Source organism: Rhizobium sp. 01N424, assembly GCF_056399485.1.
In genome coordinates this window covers 457,436-473,840 of the sequence record NZ_JBFTRK010000003.1, presented here as the reverse complement: position 1 = coordinate 473,840, position 16,405 = coordinate 457,436, and the positions used below count along the sequence as shown (strand labels likewise).

Here is a 16,405-nt window from a genome sequence, read left to right as displayed (position 1 = left end):
CCGGTCAAAACTTCCCGCACCCAAACCCGAAAGCCTGGGAATAAATCAGCCTCAAAGGCCAACCTTCAAGAAATCCTAGAGCGAAAGACTTCGTCGCCTGCAGCGCCGCCGCCCTCGTTCAGTGACGCGGCTTATACGGCCATCAACGCTGAGCAGTCAACACTGACACGTAAAGAATTCCAATGTTTCGTGTAAGTAATTGCAATTATACGGGAATTCGAAAGGGATGGCGCGGAGCACGATGGTGGGTTGCCGGAAACAGCCAGAGCGCCCGGTATTTGCCCGCTTACCCCTTCAAAATTGTGGGGCGCCATCATTCTGCCGTGACAGGAGCACAATCGATACGGATAAGGACGCAGCATTCGAGCCAGCTTCAGGTCTTACAGTCATAAGGCACCTGATTTGACTCGCGTGCGCAAAATATGCACATCTTCAGGCCCAGCCGGTACGGCCCCGAAGAAGCCCATGAAAGGACGCGGACGCAGCTGCCATGATGACGGAGAAGATGATGATCCGCTCGTTGGGCAACGAGCCGCCGCTTCTCGCCGATGGCAGGCGTGCGCCCGACAAGCGCGAGGTTTCGCTCCGCTGGCTTTCCGGCACATTTCTGACGGGTATCACCTCGAGCATCCTGATGGGAGTCGCCCTGTTCGCCGCCCTTGACGGCCGCCAGCAGCTGGCAATCCCGGCAGAAGCCTATGCCAATGTCAATGCAGACACCCATGACGATGCCGCGGTAACCCGCGGCGGACGGCTGATTGCCCCTGCAATTGCCGCCAAGCCTTCCGACAAGGCTATCATGGAGGTCTCGACAGTCGTTCACGATGGCGACAAGGAAGTGGTGCGCCGCCAGCCTTTCTCGCATGTGAAGATGCGCCTTGCCGCAAACCATGTCGCAACCGAGGATTATCCCGACTTCGACGCGCTCTCGATTTTTTCGGCTGACGAGCCGCTACCGGCGCCAGCACAACGCACTGGCGCCATCTACGGCTCCGATGTCGAATCCGAAGTCGCCCTTAAGTCCGTGCCCTTCCCGACAGGCAAGAGCGACCTCAAGGTTGCCGCCGGCATGTCTTTGGAAGAAGTCGAAGAAAATGTCCGTTCCAACGGCTCCGTTCTAACGGACGGCTCATCGCAGGTGGCTGCCCTCTACTATGTCGATCCACAGCGCTTCTCCAACGAAGACAACGATGTCGATCTGACCGCCGGTCTTTCCGCCCGCGTGCTCGAGCAGAACATGACGGTCTCAGCGCCTGAAACGATCACCCCGCAGACCGAAGAATTTGCCGACGATATCATCCCGGCGCGCCAGGATGTGCCGATCGCCAAGGCGCTGATCGATGCCGGCTACCCCGAGCCGCAGGCCACTATGCTGTCGGGCTACCTCTCTCAGCCGCTCGGCAGCGAAGAGCTCTCGAAAGGCGACGTGCTGCGCATCGGCATCATCCAGAAGGGCGAACAGGCAAGGCTGATCCGCGCCAGCGTCTATCGTGGCGCAAGGCATCTGGTCACCATCGCGCTCGATGACAAGGGCCGTTTCGTCGTCGCCAGCGAACCGCCGCATCTCGACGCGGTGGCGACCGCCTTCAGCGACGATACGCTGTCAGTTCCATCGGGGCAGAATCTGCCGCGCGTCTATGACGGCATCTATCGAGCCGCTTTGTCCTACGGCATGACCAAGGACATGACGGCGCTGATCATCAAGCTGCTGGCCGCCAATGTCGATTTCCAGGCACAGCTGAAATCGAGCGATTTCCTCGAAGCCTTCTTCTCGGTCGCCGACTCGACAGGCAAGGCCACGGACGATTCCGAACTCCTCTATGTCAACGCCCGCTTCGGCGACACGGCGATCCGCTTCTACCGTTTCCAGGCCGATGATGGCAGCGTCGATTATTTCGACGAGGACGGCAAGAGCATCCGGCAGTTCCTGCTGCGCAATCCGGTTCCGAACGGCATCTTCAAATCCGGCTTCGGCATGCGCCGTCACCCGATCCTCGGTTTCGCCCGCATGCATACCGGCGTCGATTGGGCGGCACCCCGCGGCACGCCGATTATCGCCACCGGCAACGGCGTCGTCGAGAAGGCTGGCTGGGATTCCGGCGGTTACGGCAACCAGACGATCGTCCGCCATGCCAACGGCTATGAATCCTCCTATAACCACCAGAGCGCCATCGCCAAGGGCGTCGTTCCCGGCGCCAAGGTCCGCCAGGGTCAGGTGATCGGCTGGGTCGGCACGACAGGTGAATCGACCGGCCCGCATCTCCACTACGAAATGATCGTCAACGGCACCAAGGTCGATCCGCTGCGCATCCGCCTACCCGGCGGAAAATCGCTGGATGGCGAGGCGCTGGCGAAGTTCCAGGACGAGCGCAAGCGTATTGATACGCTGCTCAACAACCAGCCGGTCGATCAGGTCGCCAGCAAGTAGCGTCAACCGTCTTCATCCAGGCCAATGCTGGCACGGGCGAGTAGAACTCATCCGTGAAAATTTCGATTCAAGTAGAATCCGTTTGAAGTAGAATATTCGAAAGTGATTCGGCATCGGTTTAGCTAAATGATTTGGCGGGCGACATGGAATCGAGCGATACATTCGAAACGTGGGCATTATGCAAGGCGCATGAAATCCTTTCGAAAGAAGGATTTCTCCTGATGGACGCGGCACAGGCCCTGGACAAGAAACGAACCAAATCCAACGCCTTTCTGCTGCGCAATGCCATTGCCCGCTCCCTGATGGAAGCGGCAAGCCTGCGCAGCGTTCAGGCGGCCGGCGAAACGGCCTGAACCGTCCCGAGACCGCAAAATGACCGATCGGCGCGTATGAGAATGCCGCCCCGGATGTCTCGCGGGACGGCATAGCATCTCATCATCAAGCGCGTGCGGTTTACGCCGCTTCGCTAACGCTATGCCGGGTCCGGAACAGCAGCCGGTCGGAGCCGTTCGTCACCTTGACCGTCGAACCATCGGGCACTTCGCCCGACAGGATCTGTTCGGCCAGCGGATCTTGAACATATTTCTGGATCACGCGCTTCAGCGGACGGGCGCCATAAACCGGATCATAGCCCTTGTTGGCCAGCCAGTTGCGCGCATCCTCGTCAAGATCGATGATGATCTTGCGCTCGGAGAGCAAAGCCACCAGACGCTTCAGCTGAATATCGACGATTGCGCCCATTTCCTCACGCTTCAGGCGGTGGAACAGGATGATCTCGTCGATACGGTTCAGGAACTCCGGACGGAAGTGCGCCTTGACGACGTCCATCACCTGTTCGCGAACGTTTTCGCTGTCCTCGCCCTCGGAAAGCTGGGTCAGATAGTCGGCACCCAGGTTCGAGGTCATGATGATCATCGTGTTACGGAAATCGACCGTGCGGCCCTGACCATCGGTCAGGCGGCCATCATCGAGAACCTGCAGCAGGATGTTGAAGACGTCAGGATGCGCCTTCTCGATCTCGTCGAACAGCACGACCTGATAGGGCCGGCGGCGGACAGCTTCTGTCAGCGCACCACCTTCATCATAGCCGACATAGCCGGGAGGGGCACCGATCAGCCGGGCCACGGAGTGCTTCTCCATGTACTCGGACATATCCATGCGCACCATCGCCGTCTCGTCGTCGAACAGGAAGCGGGCGAGCGCTTTCGTCAGCTCGGTCTTGCCGACGCCGGTCGGGCCGAGGAAGATGAACGAGCCGATCGGCCGGTTCGGATCCTGAAGACCGGCGCGGGCACGGCGTACCGCGCGCGATACGGCCTGGACCGCATCACCCTGACCGATCACCGACTTGGCCAGCTCGTCTTCCATCCGCAAGAGCTTGTCGCGTTCGCCTTCCAACATCTTGTCGACGGGGATCCCGGTCCAGCGGGAAACGATATGGGCGATATTGTCGGGGGTCACGACCTCCTGCACCATCGCGCCGCGATCGCCATCCTGCTTTTCGGCATCGGTAAGTTGCTTCTCGAGCTCCGGGATCACCCCATAGGTCAATTCGCCGGCGCGCTGGAATTCACCCTTGCGCTGGGCGATCGCCAGCTCATTGCGGGCTTCGTCGAGCTGCTTCTTGATATCGGCGGCAAGGCCGAGCTTCTGCTTTTCCGACTGCCAGCGGGCGGTCAGGGCATCGGCTTCCTCCTCGAGATCGGTGAGTTCGGTCTCCAGCCGCTTCAGCCGGTCGGCCGAGGCAACGTCGGTTTCCTTCTTCAGCGCCTCGCGCTCGATCTTCAGCTGCATGATGCGGCGATCGAGTTCGTCGAGCTCTTCCGGCTTGGAATCGACCTGCATGCGCAGACGGGCAGCCGCCTCGTCCATGAGGTCAATCGCCTTGTCCGGCAGGAACCGGTCGGTGATGTAGCGGTTCGACAGCGTCGCAGCCGCGACCAGGGACGAATCCGAGATACGGACCTTGTGATGCTGTTCGTATTTTTCCTTCAGGCCGCGCAGGATCGAGATCGTATCCTCGACCGTCGGCTCATCGACGACGACGGGCTGGAAGCGGCGGGCAAGAGCCGGATCCTTCTCGACATGCTTGCGGTATTCGTCGAGCGTGGTCGCGCCGACGCAATGCAGCTCGCCGCGGGCAAGCGCTGGCTTCAGCAGATTGGAGGCATCCATGGCGCCATCGGCCTTGCCGGCGCCGACAAGCGTATGCATTTCGTCGATGAAGAGGATGATCTCGCCGTTTTCGGACTGAACTTCGTTCAGCACCGCCTTCAGGCGTTCCTCGAATTCACCGCGGAACTTAGCACCGGCAATCAGCGCGCCCATATCGAGCGCCATCAGCTTCTTGTCCTTGAGGCTTTCAGGGACGTCGCCATTGACGATGCGCAACGCCAGACCTTCGACGATGGCCGTCTTGCCAACGCCGGGTTCGCCGATCAGCACCGGGTTGTTCTTGGTGCGGCGCGACAGGACCTGGATGGTGCGGCGGATTTCGTCGTCGCGTCCGATCACGGGGTCGAGCCTGCCTTCGCGGGCCTCGGCAGTCAGATCGCGTGCGTATTTCTTCAGGGAATCGAAGCCCTGTTCGGCATTGGCAGAGTCTGCCGTGCGGCCCTTGCGGATTTCGTTGATGACCTGGTTGAGGCTCTGCGCCGAAACGCCGGCACTCTTCAGCGCTGCAGATGTCGAAGCCGAAGACTCGATCGCCAGCGCCTGCAGCAGCCGCTCGACGGTGACGAAGCTGTCGCCAGCCTTCTTCGCAGCTTCTTCGGCCGTCGAGAACACCTTCGCAAGCGGTGCCGCGAGATAGATGTTGCCACTACCGCCTGACACTTTGGGAAGCTTTGCAAGAGCGGCATCATTGGCGAGACGCGCGGCCTTGGCGTCGCCGCCGGCACGCTCGATCAGCGAGGCAGCCATGCCTTGATCGTCGTCGAGCAGCACTTTCAGCACATGCTCGGGCGTAAACTGCTGGTGACCCTGGGCCAAAGCGTAGGTCTGAGCGGACTGGACGAAGCCGCGAACGCGCTCGGAGTATTTTTCGATATTCATGCTGTACCTCCATGGATCGCCCTGCCCTGAAGAGGCACAGGCCGATGATTGAGATTGAGCTCCCTGAAAAGGCAAGCCCGGCTCCACCGCTATGGGATTTCGGCGAAGCAATCGGAGACGAATATGGTGGGATATCGCAGCAGTTTAAAGGGGGATTGCATTGAAAAGCGGCAGCGATTGCTGCCGCTCGCTCAGGATTTTTCAAGAGCCGCGAAACGCATCGCGCAGAACGCCGAAGACCTATTGAAGCTGCGGCTTCTTGAGGAAGCTGTTGCGGTCGGCGGACTTGATGCGCAGCCAGGCTTCGCGCCCGTCGCGCAGCACGCGCATAGGGATTTCGGCACCGGCCGAACCGCTTTCCCAGACCTTGCGATAGAAATCCGCAAGTCCTTCCACTTCGCCGTCCCGGATTTCGGAGATAACGTCACCCCGCTTCAGCCCCGCCTTGGCAGCAGGACCATCCGGCGCCACGCTCATGACGATGACCTCGCCGTTGTTCTCCGCCGAAAAAGCGCCGAGCCAAGGCCGCGCAGGCTTGTTGATCTGGCCGCGATTGAGCAGGTCGTCGAGGATCGGGCGCAGAAGATCGATCGGCACCGTCATGTTGATATCCGCGACGTCACCATCCTTTGCCATTTGCAGCCGGAGCGAACCGATGCCGAGCAGCTTGCCCTCGGCATCGACAAGAGCAGCGCCGCCCCAGGAGGGATGGGCGGGCGCCGTGAAAATCGCCTCGTCGAGCAGATATTCCCAGTAGCCTGCGAATTCCTGTTTGGCGACGATATTGGCCCGGACGAATTGCCCAATACCATCAGCCAGCATCACGGGATCACCGACCTTGGCGTCCGATGAATTGCCGAGCGGCAGTGCAGGAAGGTCGAGCGCACCGAGCGCCTGGATCAGGCCGAAGCCGGTTTCCTGATCATAGGCAAGCGCGTGCCCGGCAACAACATGACCATCCTGGCGCGTCAGCCAGACCTCTTCGGCTTCAGTGATCAGGTAGCCGATGGTCAGCACAAGGCCGTTTTCGCGAATGACGACGCCGCTGCCCTCTCTGACTGTGCCGAGCGTGGCAGCGGTAAAGGCATCCTCGGCTATGGAGGAGCGAACGGCCACAATTGACCGCAAAATCTGATCTGTATTCATCTGTTTATCCTGACCGCAGATGCGCTGGCCGAAAGCGGGGCTGTCAGGACAGCGCACTGACATAAAGGTATGAACTGGGCGCCGCGAGCGCAAGCTTTGCAATCACAGATCCGTGCGGGGATGACACCCCGCCATGGCTAAGCCGGTGATTTTCCGTATCTATCAGCAGAAAATTCGGATATTCGCGATTCCGTGATCGCAATGAGGGGAAGCAGATGGAAACAAGCGACCGGGCCTCTGGCGTGCTCAAGCAGCATTTCGACCAGCATAGAACGCAGCTGAGCMGCTCGGAGCTTGCCGTTGCCGAATATCTGGTTGCGCTGCCGATCGACGTGCTGATCTTCAAGAGCGCCGAAGAGATTGCCTCCGATGCGGGCACCAGCGACGCCACCGTCATCCGCACGGCGCGCCGCCTCGGCTTCAGTGGCCTGCCGGAGCTGAAACGCGTCTGCAGCCGCACGATGGCAAAGACCATTCCGACCAGCGACCGCCTGGAACAACGCTTTCGCGGCACCGGCAGCGAACTACCGAAAGTCGCGCAACAGATGTTCGCGACAGCCCGCGAGGTTCTCACCTCGACCGAGGAGCAGTTTGATGAGCAGATGCTGTCCGCAGCCGTGTCGCTGCTGGAAGGCGCCGATACCGTCTGGTGCGTTGGAATGGGGACCGCCGAGGTCGAGGCCCGCCATTGCGCCATGGCGCTCAGCCGCGCCGGGTTGAGAACAAGATGGTCCGGCGCATCGGGCTTCACGCTTGCCAACGATCTGCTCGATCTCCGTGCAAGCGATGTCGTCGTGCTTTTCAATGCGGTGCATGAAACAGCCGAATTTTCGATGGTTGCCAGCCAGATGAGCGAGATCGGCTGCAAGCTCATCCTCGTCTGCGGCGTTCAGCTGCGTGCGCTTTACAAAGATAAGGTCGATGCGCTGCTGACCTGCATCGGTTCCCCGTCCAAGCTCGCAAGCTGGACCCTCGGCGCCATCGTCACCGGCGACATGCTTGCCTACGGCGTTGCCGTCAGGAATCAGTCCCGTGCGATCGAGACGAAGCGCCGGCTTGCAGGCTTGCGGGCAAAAGCAGAGCGCAGGAACTGATGCGACAACCGCGGCAAATTCGTCAGCTACCCGCGGACATTCTTCCTCAATGCCTCGATCGCTTTCTAGAACGGGAAGACTCAACGAAAAAGGCCGCCCTCAAGGCGGCCTTTCTTATTCCGTTAGCAGAAATGCTTATTCCGAAGCGGCGTCAGCCAGTGCGGGAGCGTCGGCTGCGGCCTCGCCTTCACCCTCACCGCTGGCGCGGCGCGGACGACGGGGGCGGCTGCCGGTGCTGCGGCGGCGCGGCTGGCGCTCGCTCGACTGGCCGCCTTCCTCTTCCATCGAAACCTCGACAGGAATGCCCTCGATTTCAGGCTGCGGACCCGTGCCGTCGATAACCTCGGCAGCGACGGCCGGAGCCGGCGCTTCGCGGCGCGGCTCACGTTCGGCGCGCGGTTCACGGGGCTCCCGCTGCTCGCGGGGTTCACGAGGTTCGCGTTGTTCACGGGGCTCGCGCTGTTCACGCTGCTGGTGCTGTTCGCGCGGCTGCTGTTGATCGCGCGGCGGCTGAACAACGACCACATCGTCGTTATCACCATCCACATCGTCGCCATTCTCGGCGCCGTCCTGGTATTCGCCACGGTCGTCGCGCTGGAAGCGCTCCTGCATCTGCGCCTGAGCACTCGCGATGATGCGGTTATAATGCTCGGCATGCTGAAGATAGTTCTCGGCCATGACGCGATCGCCGGAGCTCTGGGCATCACGGGCGAGCTGAGCATATTTTTCAGCAATGTTCTGGGCGGTACCGCGAACCTTTACGTCCGGACCCGAGCTGTCGTAGGTCCGTGTCAGCGGATTGCCACCCTTGCGGTTGAAGTTGTTGTTATTGTTGCTTCCGCCGCCGCCATTGTTGTTGCTGCCACGCCCTCGACCGCGCTTGTTCTGCTGTCCTGGCCTCATCGATCGTTCACCTGAATTCTCTGTTTGTGTGGAGTTAAGGCACCGACCGCAATGCCGGAAACCGGTCAGAGCTTTCGTGCCGCAAGCATGATGCGCCTTCGCGCCGACCTGCCGCTTGTTCTCAAGTCATATTGACTGATTCACGCATTGGGTCGTGTTCAACCTTTGAAACTCTCGTTTAAAAGAGTGGACCCCCGAGGCTGACCAAGTACCGAACGAATCTTCGTTCCTTCTTGGGTGCCCAACGCGTGAGCGCAACCTATCTTGCTTCCCGGGGAAATCCAAGCCTTTTCTTCGCAATAGCAATATCGTCCTGTTTAATGCTGCAATTTGTCGCTCAGACATTGAGTGCGAACACGAGCACCCGGTCATTCTGGCCGTAATCTTTGACGGACGCGAGACGCTGGAGGCCTGCAGCTTCGAAAACCGCAGTGACCTCGTCCCGCTGATCGTATCCGATCTCCAGTCCGACGATACCGTCTGGCCGCAAGAACCTCGCTGCATCCTTGGCTATCGCTCTGTAGGCGTCAAGCCCATCCGGACCGCCATCCAAAGCGGCCGCAGGATCAAATTTCGTCACTTCGGGAGCGAGATCGTGAACGACCTTGGAAGCAATATAGGGCGGATTTGAGACGATCGCGTGAAAGCGCCCATCGATGTTCTCGAACCAGCTGGATTGCAAAGCCTCGAAGCGTCCCTGAAGCCCGTTTCTTGCGGCGTTTGCTTTCGCTGTTGCCAGTGCATCAGAAGAGATATCGCTGCCAACTCCCTTGGCTTGCGGGAGTTCGCTCAAAAGCGCTAGGCATATCGCCCCCGTTCCCGTGCCGATATCAAGGATATGGAGATCGGCGCCCGAACTTGCAAGGTTTCTCAAGTAGGGAAGCATCACGTCGACAAGGATTTCAGTATCCGGCCGCGGCTCTAACGTGCCTGCCGACAGCGACAGCGGCAGGCCGTAGAATTCACGCTCGCCCAGAATGCGGTGGACGGGTTCGTGCTGCAGCCGCCGCTCGATGGCGGCGTCGATCGCCGCAATCCTGTCGTTCGCCGGAGCCTCGTTCGCCCGCGTCAGCATTTCCGTCGCCGACAGGCCGAGCAATCCGGCCACGAGCAGACGGGCATCCGTTGCAGGATCGGTGATTCCGGCCTCCGTGAAGCGGCGGCGGGCTTCGGAAAGAACCGCCGAAACCGTTCGCCCGCTTGCCGTCATTGCTGTTCGCCGAGGCTGGCGAGCTGGCTTGCCTGATAGTCGGCCAGCAACGCATCGACGACTTCGTCGATCTCGCCGACCATCATCCGGTCGAGCTTGTAGAGCGTCAGGTTGATGCGGTGATCGGTGATGCGGCCCTGCGGGAAATTATAGGTGCGGATGCGTTCGGAGCGGTCGCCCGAGCCAACCTGGCTCTTGCGGTCGGCAGAACGCTCGCTGTCGGCCCTCTGACGCTCGGCGTCGTAGAGACGCGACCGAAGTACCTGCATCGCTTTCGCCCGGTTCTGGTGCTGCGACTTCTCGGAGCTGGTGACGACAATGCCGGTCGGCAGGTGCGTGATGCGCACCGCGGAGTCCGTCGTGTTGACGTGCTGGCCGCCAGCGCCCGACGAGCGCATCGTATCGATGCGGATATCTTCCGCCCGGATTTCGATATCGATTTCTTCGGCTTCCGGCAGAACCGCTACCGTCGCGGCCGAGGTGTGGATGCGACCGCCTGCTTCCGTCTCCGGCACACGCTGGACACGGTGTACGCCGGATTCGAATTTCAGCTTGGCGAACACGCCGCGGCCGGTGATCGTCGCGATGATTTCCTTGAAGCCGCCGGCTTCACCCTCGCTCGACGACAGGACCTCAACCTTCCAGCCATTGGCAGCCGCAAAGCGCTCGTACATGCGGAACAGATCACCGGCAAAAAGCGCGGCTTCGGAACCACCGGTTCCGGCGCGAATTTCCAGGATCGCGCTCTTCTCGTCGGCTGCGTCCTTCGGCAGCAGCAGGATCTGGATTTCCTGCTCCAGCCCCTCGATCCGCTCCTTCACATCGGGATATTCAAGCTCCGCAAGCTCGCGCATATCGCGATCGACAGACTTGTCCTCCAGCAGCACTTCCAGATCGGCAAATTCATCCACGGCCTTCTGATAGGCGCGGATCTTGCCGACCACGGGCTGCAGCTCGGAATATTCGGAGGCGAGCTTCACATAGACGTCGGCCGCAGGACCGGCGGACATGCGCGCTTCGATCTCGCCGAAGCGGCGTTCCAACTCGCGCATTTTTTCCAGGGGAAGCTTCGCCACCCTTCACTCCAATTCTTCTTATCGTTGTCTAAAGGGGAATATTGTGGCTGCTGGCGAAACGGACAAGAATGTCGCGCACGGATTCCGTGGCATGCGTATCGTCGAGCGCCTCGTCCATCAGCTTCGAAAGCGCCGAAACGTCAAGCCCGAGCAGCATCGCCTTCACCGGCCCGATCGAGGCCGGCGACATCGACACCGAGCGGAAACCAATCCCCAATAGAGCCATTGCCGAGATCGGCTTGCCGGCCAGCTCACCGCACAGCGTCACGGTCGTGTTGTTGCGTTCGCCGGCGCGGGTGATGTCACGCAGGATCCGCAGGAACGGACGTCCGAGCGTATCGAAACGGTCGGAAACGCGCGCATTGCCGCGGTCGACAGCCATCGAGAACTGGAACAGGTCATTGGAGCCGACAGAAACGAAATCCGCCGCTTCCATCAGTTCATCCAGCTGCCAGAGCAGCGCCGGAACCTCGAGCATCGCGCCGAACTGCAGCTTGCGCGGCAAGCCGTGGCCGAAGCGGGAAAGATGCTGCACCTCCTTCTGCAACAACTCGCGGACTGCCTTCAGTTCCGAAACCTCGGTCACCATCGGCACCATGATCTTCAGCTCGGTTCCGGCGGCAGCCTTGAGCATCGCACGAAGCTGGGTGCGCAGAAGGCCCGGACGGTCGAGCGACAGGCGGATCGCCCGCCAGCCGAGTGCCGGGTTTTCTTCCTCGTGACCACGGAAATAGGGAACGACCTTGTCGCCACCGATATCCAGCGTGCGGAAGGTGACCGGACGCCCGGCCGCCTGTTTCAGCACGTTGCGGTAAAAGGTTTCCTGCTCATCCGCCTTCGGCATCGTCGAGGCGATCATGAACTGCAGCTCGGTGCGGAACAGGCCGATTCCCTCGGCCCCGGATTCCGCCAGCTGCGGCAGATCCACCAGCAGACCGGCATTCATCTGCAGCGCGATGCGCTTGCCGTCCTTGGTAACGGGTTCGACAGCGCGCAAGGCGCGGAACTGCTCCTGCTTGCGGGCGCGGAAGCGCACCTTCTCCTCATAAGAGCGCTGCAGGTCCTGCATCGGGCGCAGGTGAACATGACCTTCGTCACCATCGACGATCGCCGCATCGCCGTTTTCAGCGAGCGCAACGACACCCGCCGCCTGGCCGATAACAGCAATGCCCATGGCGCGTGCAACGATGACCACGTGGCTCGTCACCGCACCTTCTTCCAGCACGAGGCCGCGAACATTCGCCCGCGGATAGTCGAGCAGTTCGGCAGCACCCATGGCGCGGGCAAAAATGATCGCATCGTTCGGGAAGCCGTCAGCGGTCGTCCGGCCGCTATAGCCGGTCAGCTGCCTGAGAAGGCGGTTGGCCAGATCCTCAAAATCATGCATCCGTTCACGGAGGTAGGGATCGGTCAGGCGCATCATCCGCGCCTTGGTGTCCGACTGCACCTTCTCGACGGCCGCTTCCGCCGTCAGGCCATTGCGGATCGCTTCTTCCAGCTTGCGCACCCAGCCCTGGTCATGCGCAAACATCCGGTAGGTTTCGAGAACCTCGCGGTGCTCGCCCTCCATGGAGACGTCACGGCGCGACAGCATGTCGTCGATCGACAGCCTGAGCGAGCCCATCGACTCCGCGAGGCGCCGGATTTCCTTGTCCGAATCCTCGTTGAGAAGATTGGTGACGACGATGCGCGGCTCGTGCAGCACGACGTAACCGAGACCGATGCCCTCGTTATAGGTATCGCCATCGATCGTCACGGCACGCGTCAGGTCGAGCTCGAGACCAGGCTTGGTGATCTTCTTGAGTTCGCCGGTGGCGATCATCTCGGCGAGAACCATCGCCGTCGTTTCGAGCGCTTCCAGCTCCTCGTCGCGATAATTGCGGCTGGCCTTGTTCTGCACGACGAGAACGCCGAGCGAGCGCCCGGTTCTCAGGATCGGCACACCAAGGAAGGAATGATAGATCTCTTCGCCGGTTTCCGGCAGGTAGCGGAAGGCCGGGTGCGACTGCGCATCGGAAAGATTGAGCGGCTGCGCGGAAGCGGCAATCGTACCGACGAGACCCTGTCCCATCTTCAATTGCGAAAGGTGAACGGCTTCCTTGTTCAGACCTTCGGTCGCATAGAGCTCAAGCACGCCGTCGGCACGCAGCACGTAGACCGAGCAGACCTCGGCAACCATGTTGCCGGCAATCTGGCGAACGATCCGGTCGAGTCGCTCCTGCGGCTCCAGCGGTTCCGCCATCAACTCGCGCAACCGCTTGAGCAGTACGCGCGGACCACCGGACAGGTCTCTCATTGCGTCTCAAGCTCCCCGAAACAAACGCCTAATGCGGCCAGCAGAACCGGCCGCATCTCTTCATCTCGAAGGGGCGGCCCGCCCGCTGGGAATCAATTCTTATCCAGACCGTAGCAGGAATGCAAAGTTCTGACAGCGAGTTCCGCATACGGACCGTCGATCAGGATAGAAATCTTGATCTCCGACGTGGTGATCGCCTTGATGTTGATACCCTTTTCCGCAAGCGCGCGGAAGGCCGTTGCGGCAACGCCAGCGTGCGAACGCATCCCGATGCCGATGACGGATACCTTCACCAGGCCGGATTCGTGCTGCACGACGTCGTAACCGATAGCCGGCTTGTTGTCCGACAGGACCTTGATCGCCTTGTCGACGTCGCCCGACGGAACCGTAAAGGTCATGTCTGTCTTCGAGCCGTCCTCGGAAATATTCTGGACGATCATGTCGACATTGATGTGGTTCTCGGCCAGCGGTCCGAAGATCGCGGCGGAAACGCCCGGCCGGTCGGCAAGACGGCGAAGCGAGATCTGAGCCTCATCCTTGGCATAGGCGATGCCGGTGACTACTTCCTGTTCCACGATTTCATCCTCGTCACAAATCAGCGTTCCGGGCGGATTCAAGAAGTCACCCATGCCCGGAGCATCGGGATCTTCGAAAGAGGAGCGCACGAAGGTACGAACCTTGTGCACCATGGCAAGCTCGACCGAGCGAACCTGCAAAACCTTGGCGCCGAGTGATGCCATTTCGAGCATTTCCTCGAAGGCGATCTTCTTCAGGCGGCGCGCCTGCGGCACGATGCGCGGGTCTGTCGTGTAGACGCCGTCGACGTCTGTATAGATATCGCAACGGTCGGCCTTCAGCGCCGCGGCAACGGCAACAGCCGAAGTATCGGAACCGCCACGGCCGAGCGTCGCGATGCGATTGTCCGGACCGATACCCTGGAAGCCGGCGATGACGGCAACCTGTCCCTCGCCCATGCGCTTGACGATGTCGGCACCGTCGATTTCCTGAATGCGGGCGGCGCCATGGGCATTGTCGGTGCGGATGGCGATCTGCCAGCCCTGCCAGGAGCGCGCATTGATATCCATGGCCTGCAGCGCGATCGCCAGCAGACCGGCGGTGACCTGCTCACCCGACGCAACGACGGCATCGTATTCGCGCGCATCGTAGAAAGGGGAGTTAGCGCCGACGACCTTCGGCATGTTCTGCACCCAGCCGACCAGCTCGTTGGTTTTGCCCGACATCGCCGAAACGACGACCGCGACCTCGTGGCCCGCGTCGACTTCGCGTTTCACATGGCGGGCAACGTTCTTGATGCGGTCCAGATCGGCGACGGATGTTCCGCCGAATTTCATAACGATGCGTGCCATAAGCCTCTACCACAGCCAGCGCCTGATACCGGATCGGGATTTTCCGGAAGCTCGCGCGCCATTGACAAACCACCGGGAGAGACGATCGCCAGACCCGGCATCCAGAGCCGTCAGGACCACCGGCCGGAGCGCTCGAATTGGGAGTTCTGGAACGCTTCTGAAGCCTTGGCGCCCAAGGGCTCAAGTTGCGGCGTCTCTTAGCGGCTTTGCAGGGGGGTGGCAAGGTCGCCTTCAGGCGATTGGCGGTACGGTGGTGCAAAGTTTTCGATCGTGAGCCGGACAGGCATTTGGAAAGGCCCGCAGGCATCTTTTACAGCCGTTCGTCATAACACCTTGGGGTTATGTTCGATCCCGTTCCGCTCGTTCATCTTTTCTTCATAAATAAAAAAATGCGGGCGGTGACCTGCGCGGAACAGCTATAAGAATTGCACTGCGCAGCTCCCGGGAAGATCAATCAACAACTCTTCGCGGAGGCGGAACATGAACAACACAGTAAAACTCGACCGCGCATTGGGCCTCTGGTCCGTTGTGCTCTTCGGTCTGGCCTATATGACGCCGATGATCGTCTTCGGCACCTTCGGCGCACTTGCCGCAGCAAGCCAGGGCACGACGGCGATGGCCTATCTCGTTGCCGCCGCCGCCATTCTGCTGACGGCGATCAGCTACGGCGTCATGGCCCGCGTCTATCCGGTTGCCGGCTCCGCCTACACCTATGCGCGCCGCTCGATCAGCCCCAGCATCGGCTTCCTCGTCGGCTGGGCGGTTCTGCTCGATTACTTCTTCCTGCCGATGGTCATCTGGCTGATCGGCGCCGCCTATCTGACCTCGGCATTTCCGGCGATCCCGGCCTATGTCTGGATCATCGGCTTCATCGTGCTCACCACGCTGGTCAATGTCGTCGGCATCGCCTTCGCAAACCGCGTCAATTTCATCCTGATGCTGGTGCAGCTCGCCGTCCTGATCGCCTTCGTGTTCCTGGCTGCCCGTTACGTCATGGCCGCCAGCGGTCCCGCAGGCCTCGTCTCGGCAACGCCGTTCTTCAAGACTGACGTGCCCTTCTCCGCATCGATCGCCGGTGCAGCCATCGCCGCCTATTCCTTCCTCGGCTTCGACGCCGTCTCGACGCTGACCGAGGAAACCAAGGATGCCAAACGCACCATGCCGCGCGCCATCCTCATCACCGCCCTTGCCGGTGGCCTCATCTTCGTCGTGGCTGCTTACATCACCCAGCTCGCCCATCCCGGCATGGACTTCGTCTCGGTCGATGCCGCTGCCAGCGAAATCGCCAAGATGATCGGCGGCGACGTCTTCGTCACCATCTTCCTCGCAACGCTGGTCGTCGCCCAGTTCACTTCGGGTCTCGCCGCTCAGGCAAGTGTCGGCCGCCTGCTGTTTGCCATGGGCCGCGACAACGTGCTGCCCTCATCGATTTTCGGCAGCCTGCATCCGAAGTGGCACACGCCGATCATTAACCTGATCCTCGTCGGCATCGTCGGTCTGCTGGCGCTGACCATGGACGTCACCACCTCGACCTCCTTCATCAACTTCGGCGCCTTCCTGGCATTCACCGCCGTCAACATCTCGGTCATCGCGCTCTACATGAAGGGCGATCAGCAGGTGAAACCGCTCGGCGCACTTGTCGGCCTCGTCATCCCGGCTCTGGCCGCCGTCTGCGACCTGTTCCTGCTCTGGAACCTCGACGAACATGCCAAGGTTCTCGGCCTGATCTGGCTGGTGATCGGCATCGGCTACCTCGCCTACCTGACGCGCTTCTTCCAGTCCGCGCCTCCCGAAATGGATTTTGCAGAATAACGTCCGCCAAGCGCCAGCC

General features: G+C 60.9%; 12 protein-coding genes. 5 read left to right on the top strand and 7 right to left on the bottom strand.

Annotation, left to right across the window (positions count from 1 at the left end; genetic code table 11):
- The 3 genes from AC1DNK_RS12770 to AC1DNK_RS12760 all read left to right on the top strand — a co-directional run.
- A partial coding sequence (locus AC1DNK_RS12770; protein WP_477941391.1) for a hypothetical protein occupies positions 1 to 195 on the top strand: 195 nt, incomplete at its 5' end.
- Between the two features lie 295 nt (positions 196 to 490).
- The gene (locus tag AC1DNK_RS12765) at positions 491 to 2,428 is read left to right on the top strand and encodes a M23 family metallopeptidase (RefSeq protein ID WP_310296046.1); all 1,938 of its coding nucleotides are present in this window, start codon (positions 491 to 493) and stop codon (positions 2,426 to 2,428) included.
- Between the two features lie 221 nt (positions 2,429 to 2,649).
- Positions 2,650 to 2,781, top strand: a complete 132-nt coding sequence (locus tag AC1DNK_RS12760) for a hypothetical protein (RefSeq protein WP_477831382.1) — start codon at positions 2,650 to 2,652, stop codon at positions 2,779 to 2,781.
- A gap of 100 nt (positions 2,782 to 2,881) precedes the next feature.
- Here the strand turns inward: AC1DNK_RS12760 and clpB are convergent, their stop codons facing one another.
- Positions 2,882 to 5,482: an ATP-dependent chaperone ClpB gene (gene clpB / locus AC1DNK_RS12755; protein ID WP_477941388.1), complete on the bottom strand. Its 2,601-nt coding sequence runs from the start codon at positions 5,480 to 5,482 to the stop codon at positions 2,882 to 2,884.
- 240 nt (positions 5,483 to 5,722) lie between these two features.
- On the bottom strand, positions 5,723 to 6,628 hold the full coding sequence (locus tag AC1DNK_RS12750) for a S1C family serine protease (protein ID WP_112386079.1): 906 nt from the start codon (positions 6,626 to 6,628) through the stop codon (positions 5,723 to 5,725).
- A gap of 215 nt (positions 6,629 to 6,843) precedes the next feature.
- On the opposite strand from AC1DNK_RS12750, the gene AC1DNK_RS12745 reads away from it, so the two are divergent.
- Positions 6,844 to 7,722, top strand: coding sequence for a MurR/RpiR family transcriptional regulator (locus tag AC1DNK_RS12745; RefSeq protein WP_477941386.1), 879 nt, complete (start codon positions 6,844 to 6,846; stop codon positions 7,720 to 7,722).
- A gap of 135 nt (positions 7,723 to 7,857) precedes the next feature.
- On the opposite strand, the gene AC1DNK_RS12740 is transcribed toward AC1DNK_RS12745, so the two are convergent.
- The 5 genes from AC1DNK_RS12740 to AC1DNK_RS12720 form a co-directional block, all read right to left on the bottom strand.
- Positions 7,858 to 8,625 carry a DUF4167 domain-containing protein gene (locus AC1DNK_RS12740; RefSeq protein WP_477941384.1) on the bottom strand — a complete coding sequence of 256 codons (768 nt, stop codon included), beginning with the start codon at positions 8,623 to 8,625 and terminating at the stop codon, positions 7,858 to 7,860.
- A gap of 337 nt (positions 8,626 to 8,962) precedes the next feature.
- Positions 8,963 to 9,835, bottom strand: coding sequence for a peptide chain release factor N(5)-glutamine methyltransferase (gene prmC, locus AC1DNK_RS12735; protein ID WP_477941382.1), 873 nt, complete (start codon positions 9,833 to 9,835; stop codon positions 8,963 to 8,965).
- Complete coding sequence (prfA, locus tag AC1DNK_RS12730) at positions 9,832 to 10,911, bottom strand: peptide chain release factor 1 (RefSeq protein ID WP_112386083.1); 1,080 nt, start codon at positions 10,909 to 10,911, stop codon at positions 9,832 to 9,834. The genes prmC and prfA overlap by 4 nt, the downstream gene beginning before the upstream one ends.
- Positions 10,912 to 10,939: 28 nt before the next feature.
- A complete protein-coding gene (gene ptsP, locus AC1DNK_RS12725; RefSeq protein ID WP_112386084.1) occupies positions 10,940 to 13,207 on the bottom strand; it encodes a phosphoenolpyruvate--protein phosphotransferase in 2,268 nt (755 codons plus the stop codon).
- A gap of 92 nt (positions 13,208 to 13,299) precedes the next feature.
- On the bottom strand, positions 13,300 to 14,574 hold the full coding sequence (locus AC1DNK_RS12720) for an aspartate kinase (protein ID WP_112386085.1): 1,275 nt from the start codon (positions 14,572 to 14,574) through the stop codon (positions 13,300 to 13,302).
- A 480-nt stretch (positions 14,575 to 15,054) separates the two neighbouring features.
- Between AC1DNK_RS12720 and AC1DNK_RS12715 the strand changes: the two genes are divergently transcribed.
- Positions 15,055 to 16,386, top strand: a complete 1,332-nt coding sequence (locus AC1DNK_RS12715) for an APC family permease (protein ID WP_477941380.1) — start codon at positions 15,055 to 15,057, stop codon at positions 16,384 to 16,386.
- The last annotated feature ends 19 nt before the right edge of the window (positions 16,387 to 16,405 follow it).

What these genes read in the sequence shown, in the direction of transcription:
- ptsP (WP_112386084.1), bottom strand. Translation starts at nt 13,207, where the DNA reads ATGAGAGACCTGTCCGGTGGTCCGCGCGTACTGCTCAAGCGGTTGCGC.
- AC1DNK_RS12750 (WP_112386079.1), bottom strand. Translation starts at nt 6,628, where the DNA reads ATGAATACAGATCAGATTTTGCGGTCAATTGTGGCCGTTCGCTCCTCC.
- AC1DNK_RS12765 (WP_310296046.1), top strand. Translation starts at nt 491, where the DNA reads ATGATGACGGAGAAGATGATGATCCGCTCGTTGGGCAACGAGCCGCCG.
- AC1DNK_RS12720 (WP_112386085.1), bottom strand. Translation starts at nt 14,574, where the DNA reads ATGGCACGCATCGTTATGAAATTCGGCGGAACATCCGTCGCCGATCTG.
- prmC (WP_477941382.1), bottom strand. Translation starts at nt 9,835, where the DNA reads ATGACGGCAAGCGGGCGAACGGTTTCGGCGGTTCTTTCCGAAGCCCGC.
- AC1DNK_RS12760 (WP_477831382.1), top strand. Translation starts at nt 2,650, where the DNA reads ATGGACGCGGCACAGGCCCTGGACAAGAAACGAACCAAATCCAACGCC.
- AC1DNK_RS12740 (WP_477941384.1), bottom strand. Translation starts at nt 8,625, where the DNA reads ATGAGGCCAGGACAGCAGAACAAGCGCGGTCGAGGGCGTGGCAGCAAC.
- clpB (WP_477941388.1), bottom strand. Translation starts at nt 5,482, where the DNA reads ATGAATATCGAAAAATACTCCGAGCGCGTTCGCGGCTTCGTCCAGTCC.
- AC1DNK_RS12715 (WP_477941380.1), top strand. Translation starts at nt 15,055, where the DNA reads ATGAACAACACAGTAAAACTCGACCGCGCATTGGGCCTCTGGTCCGTT.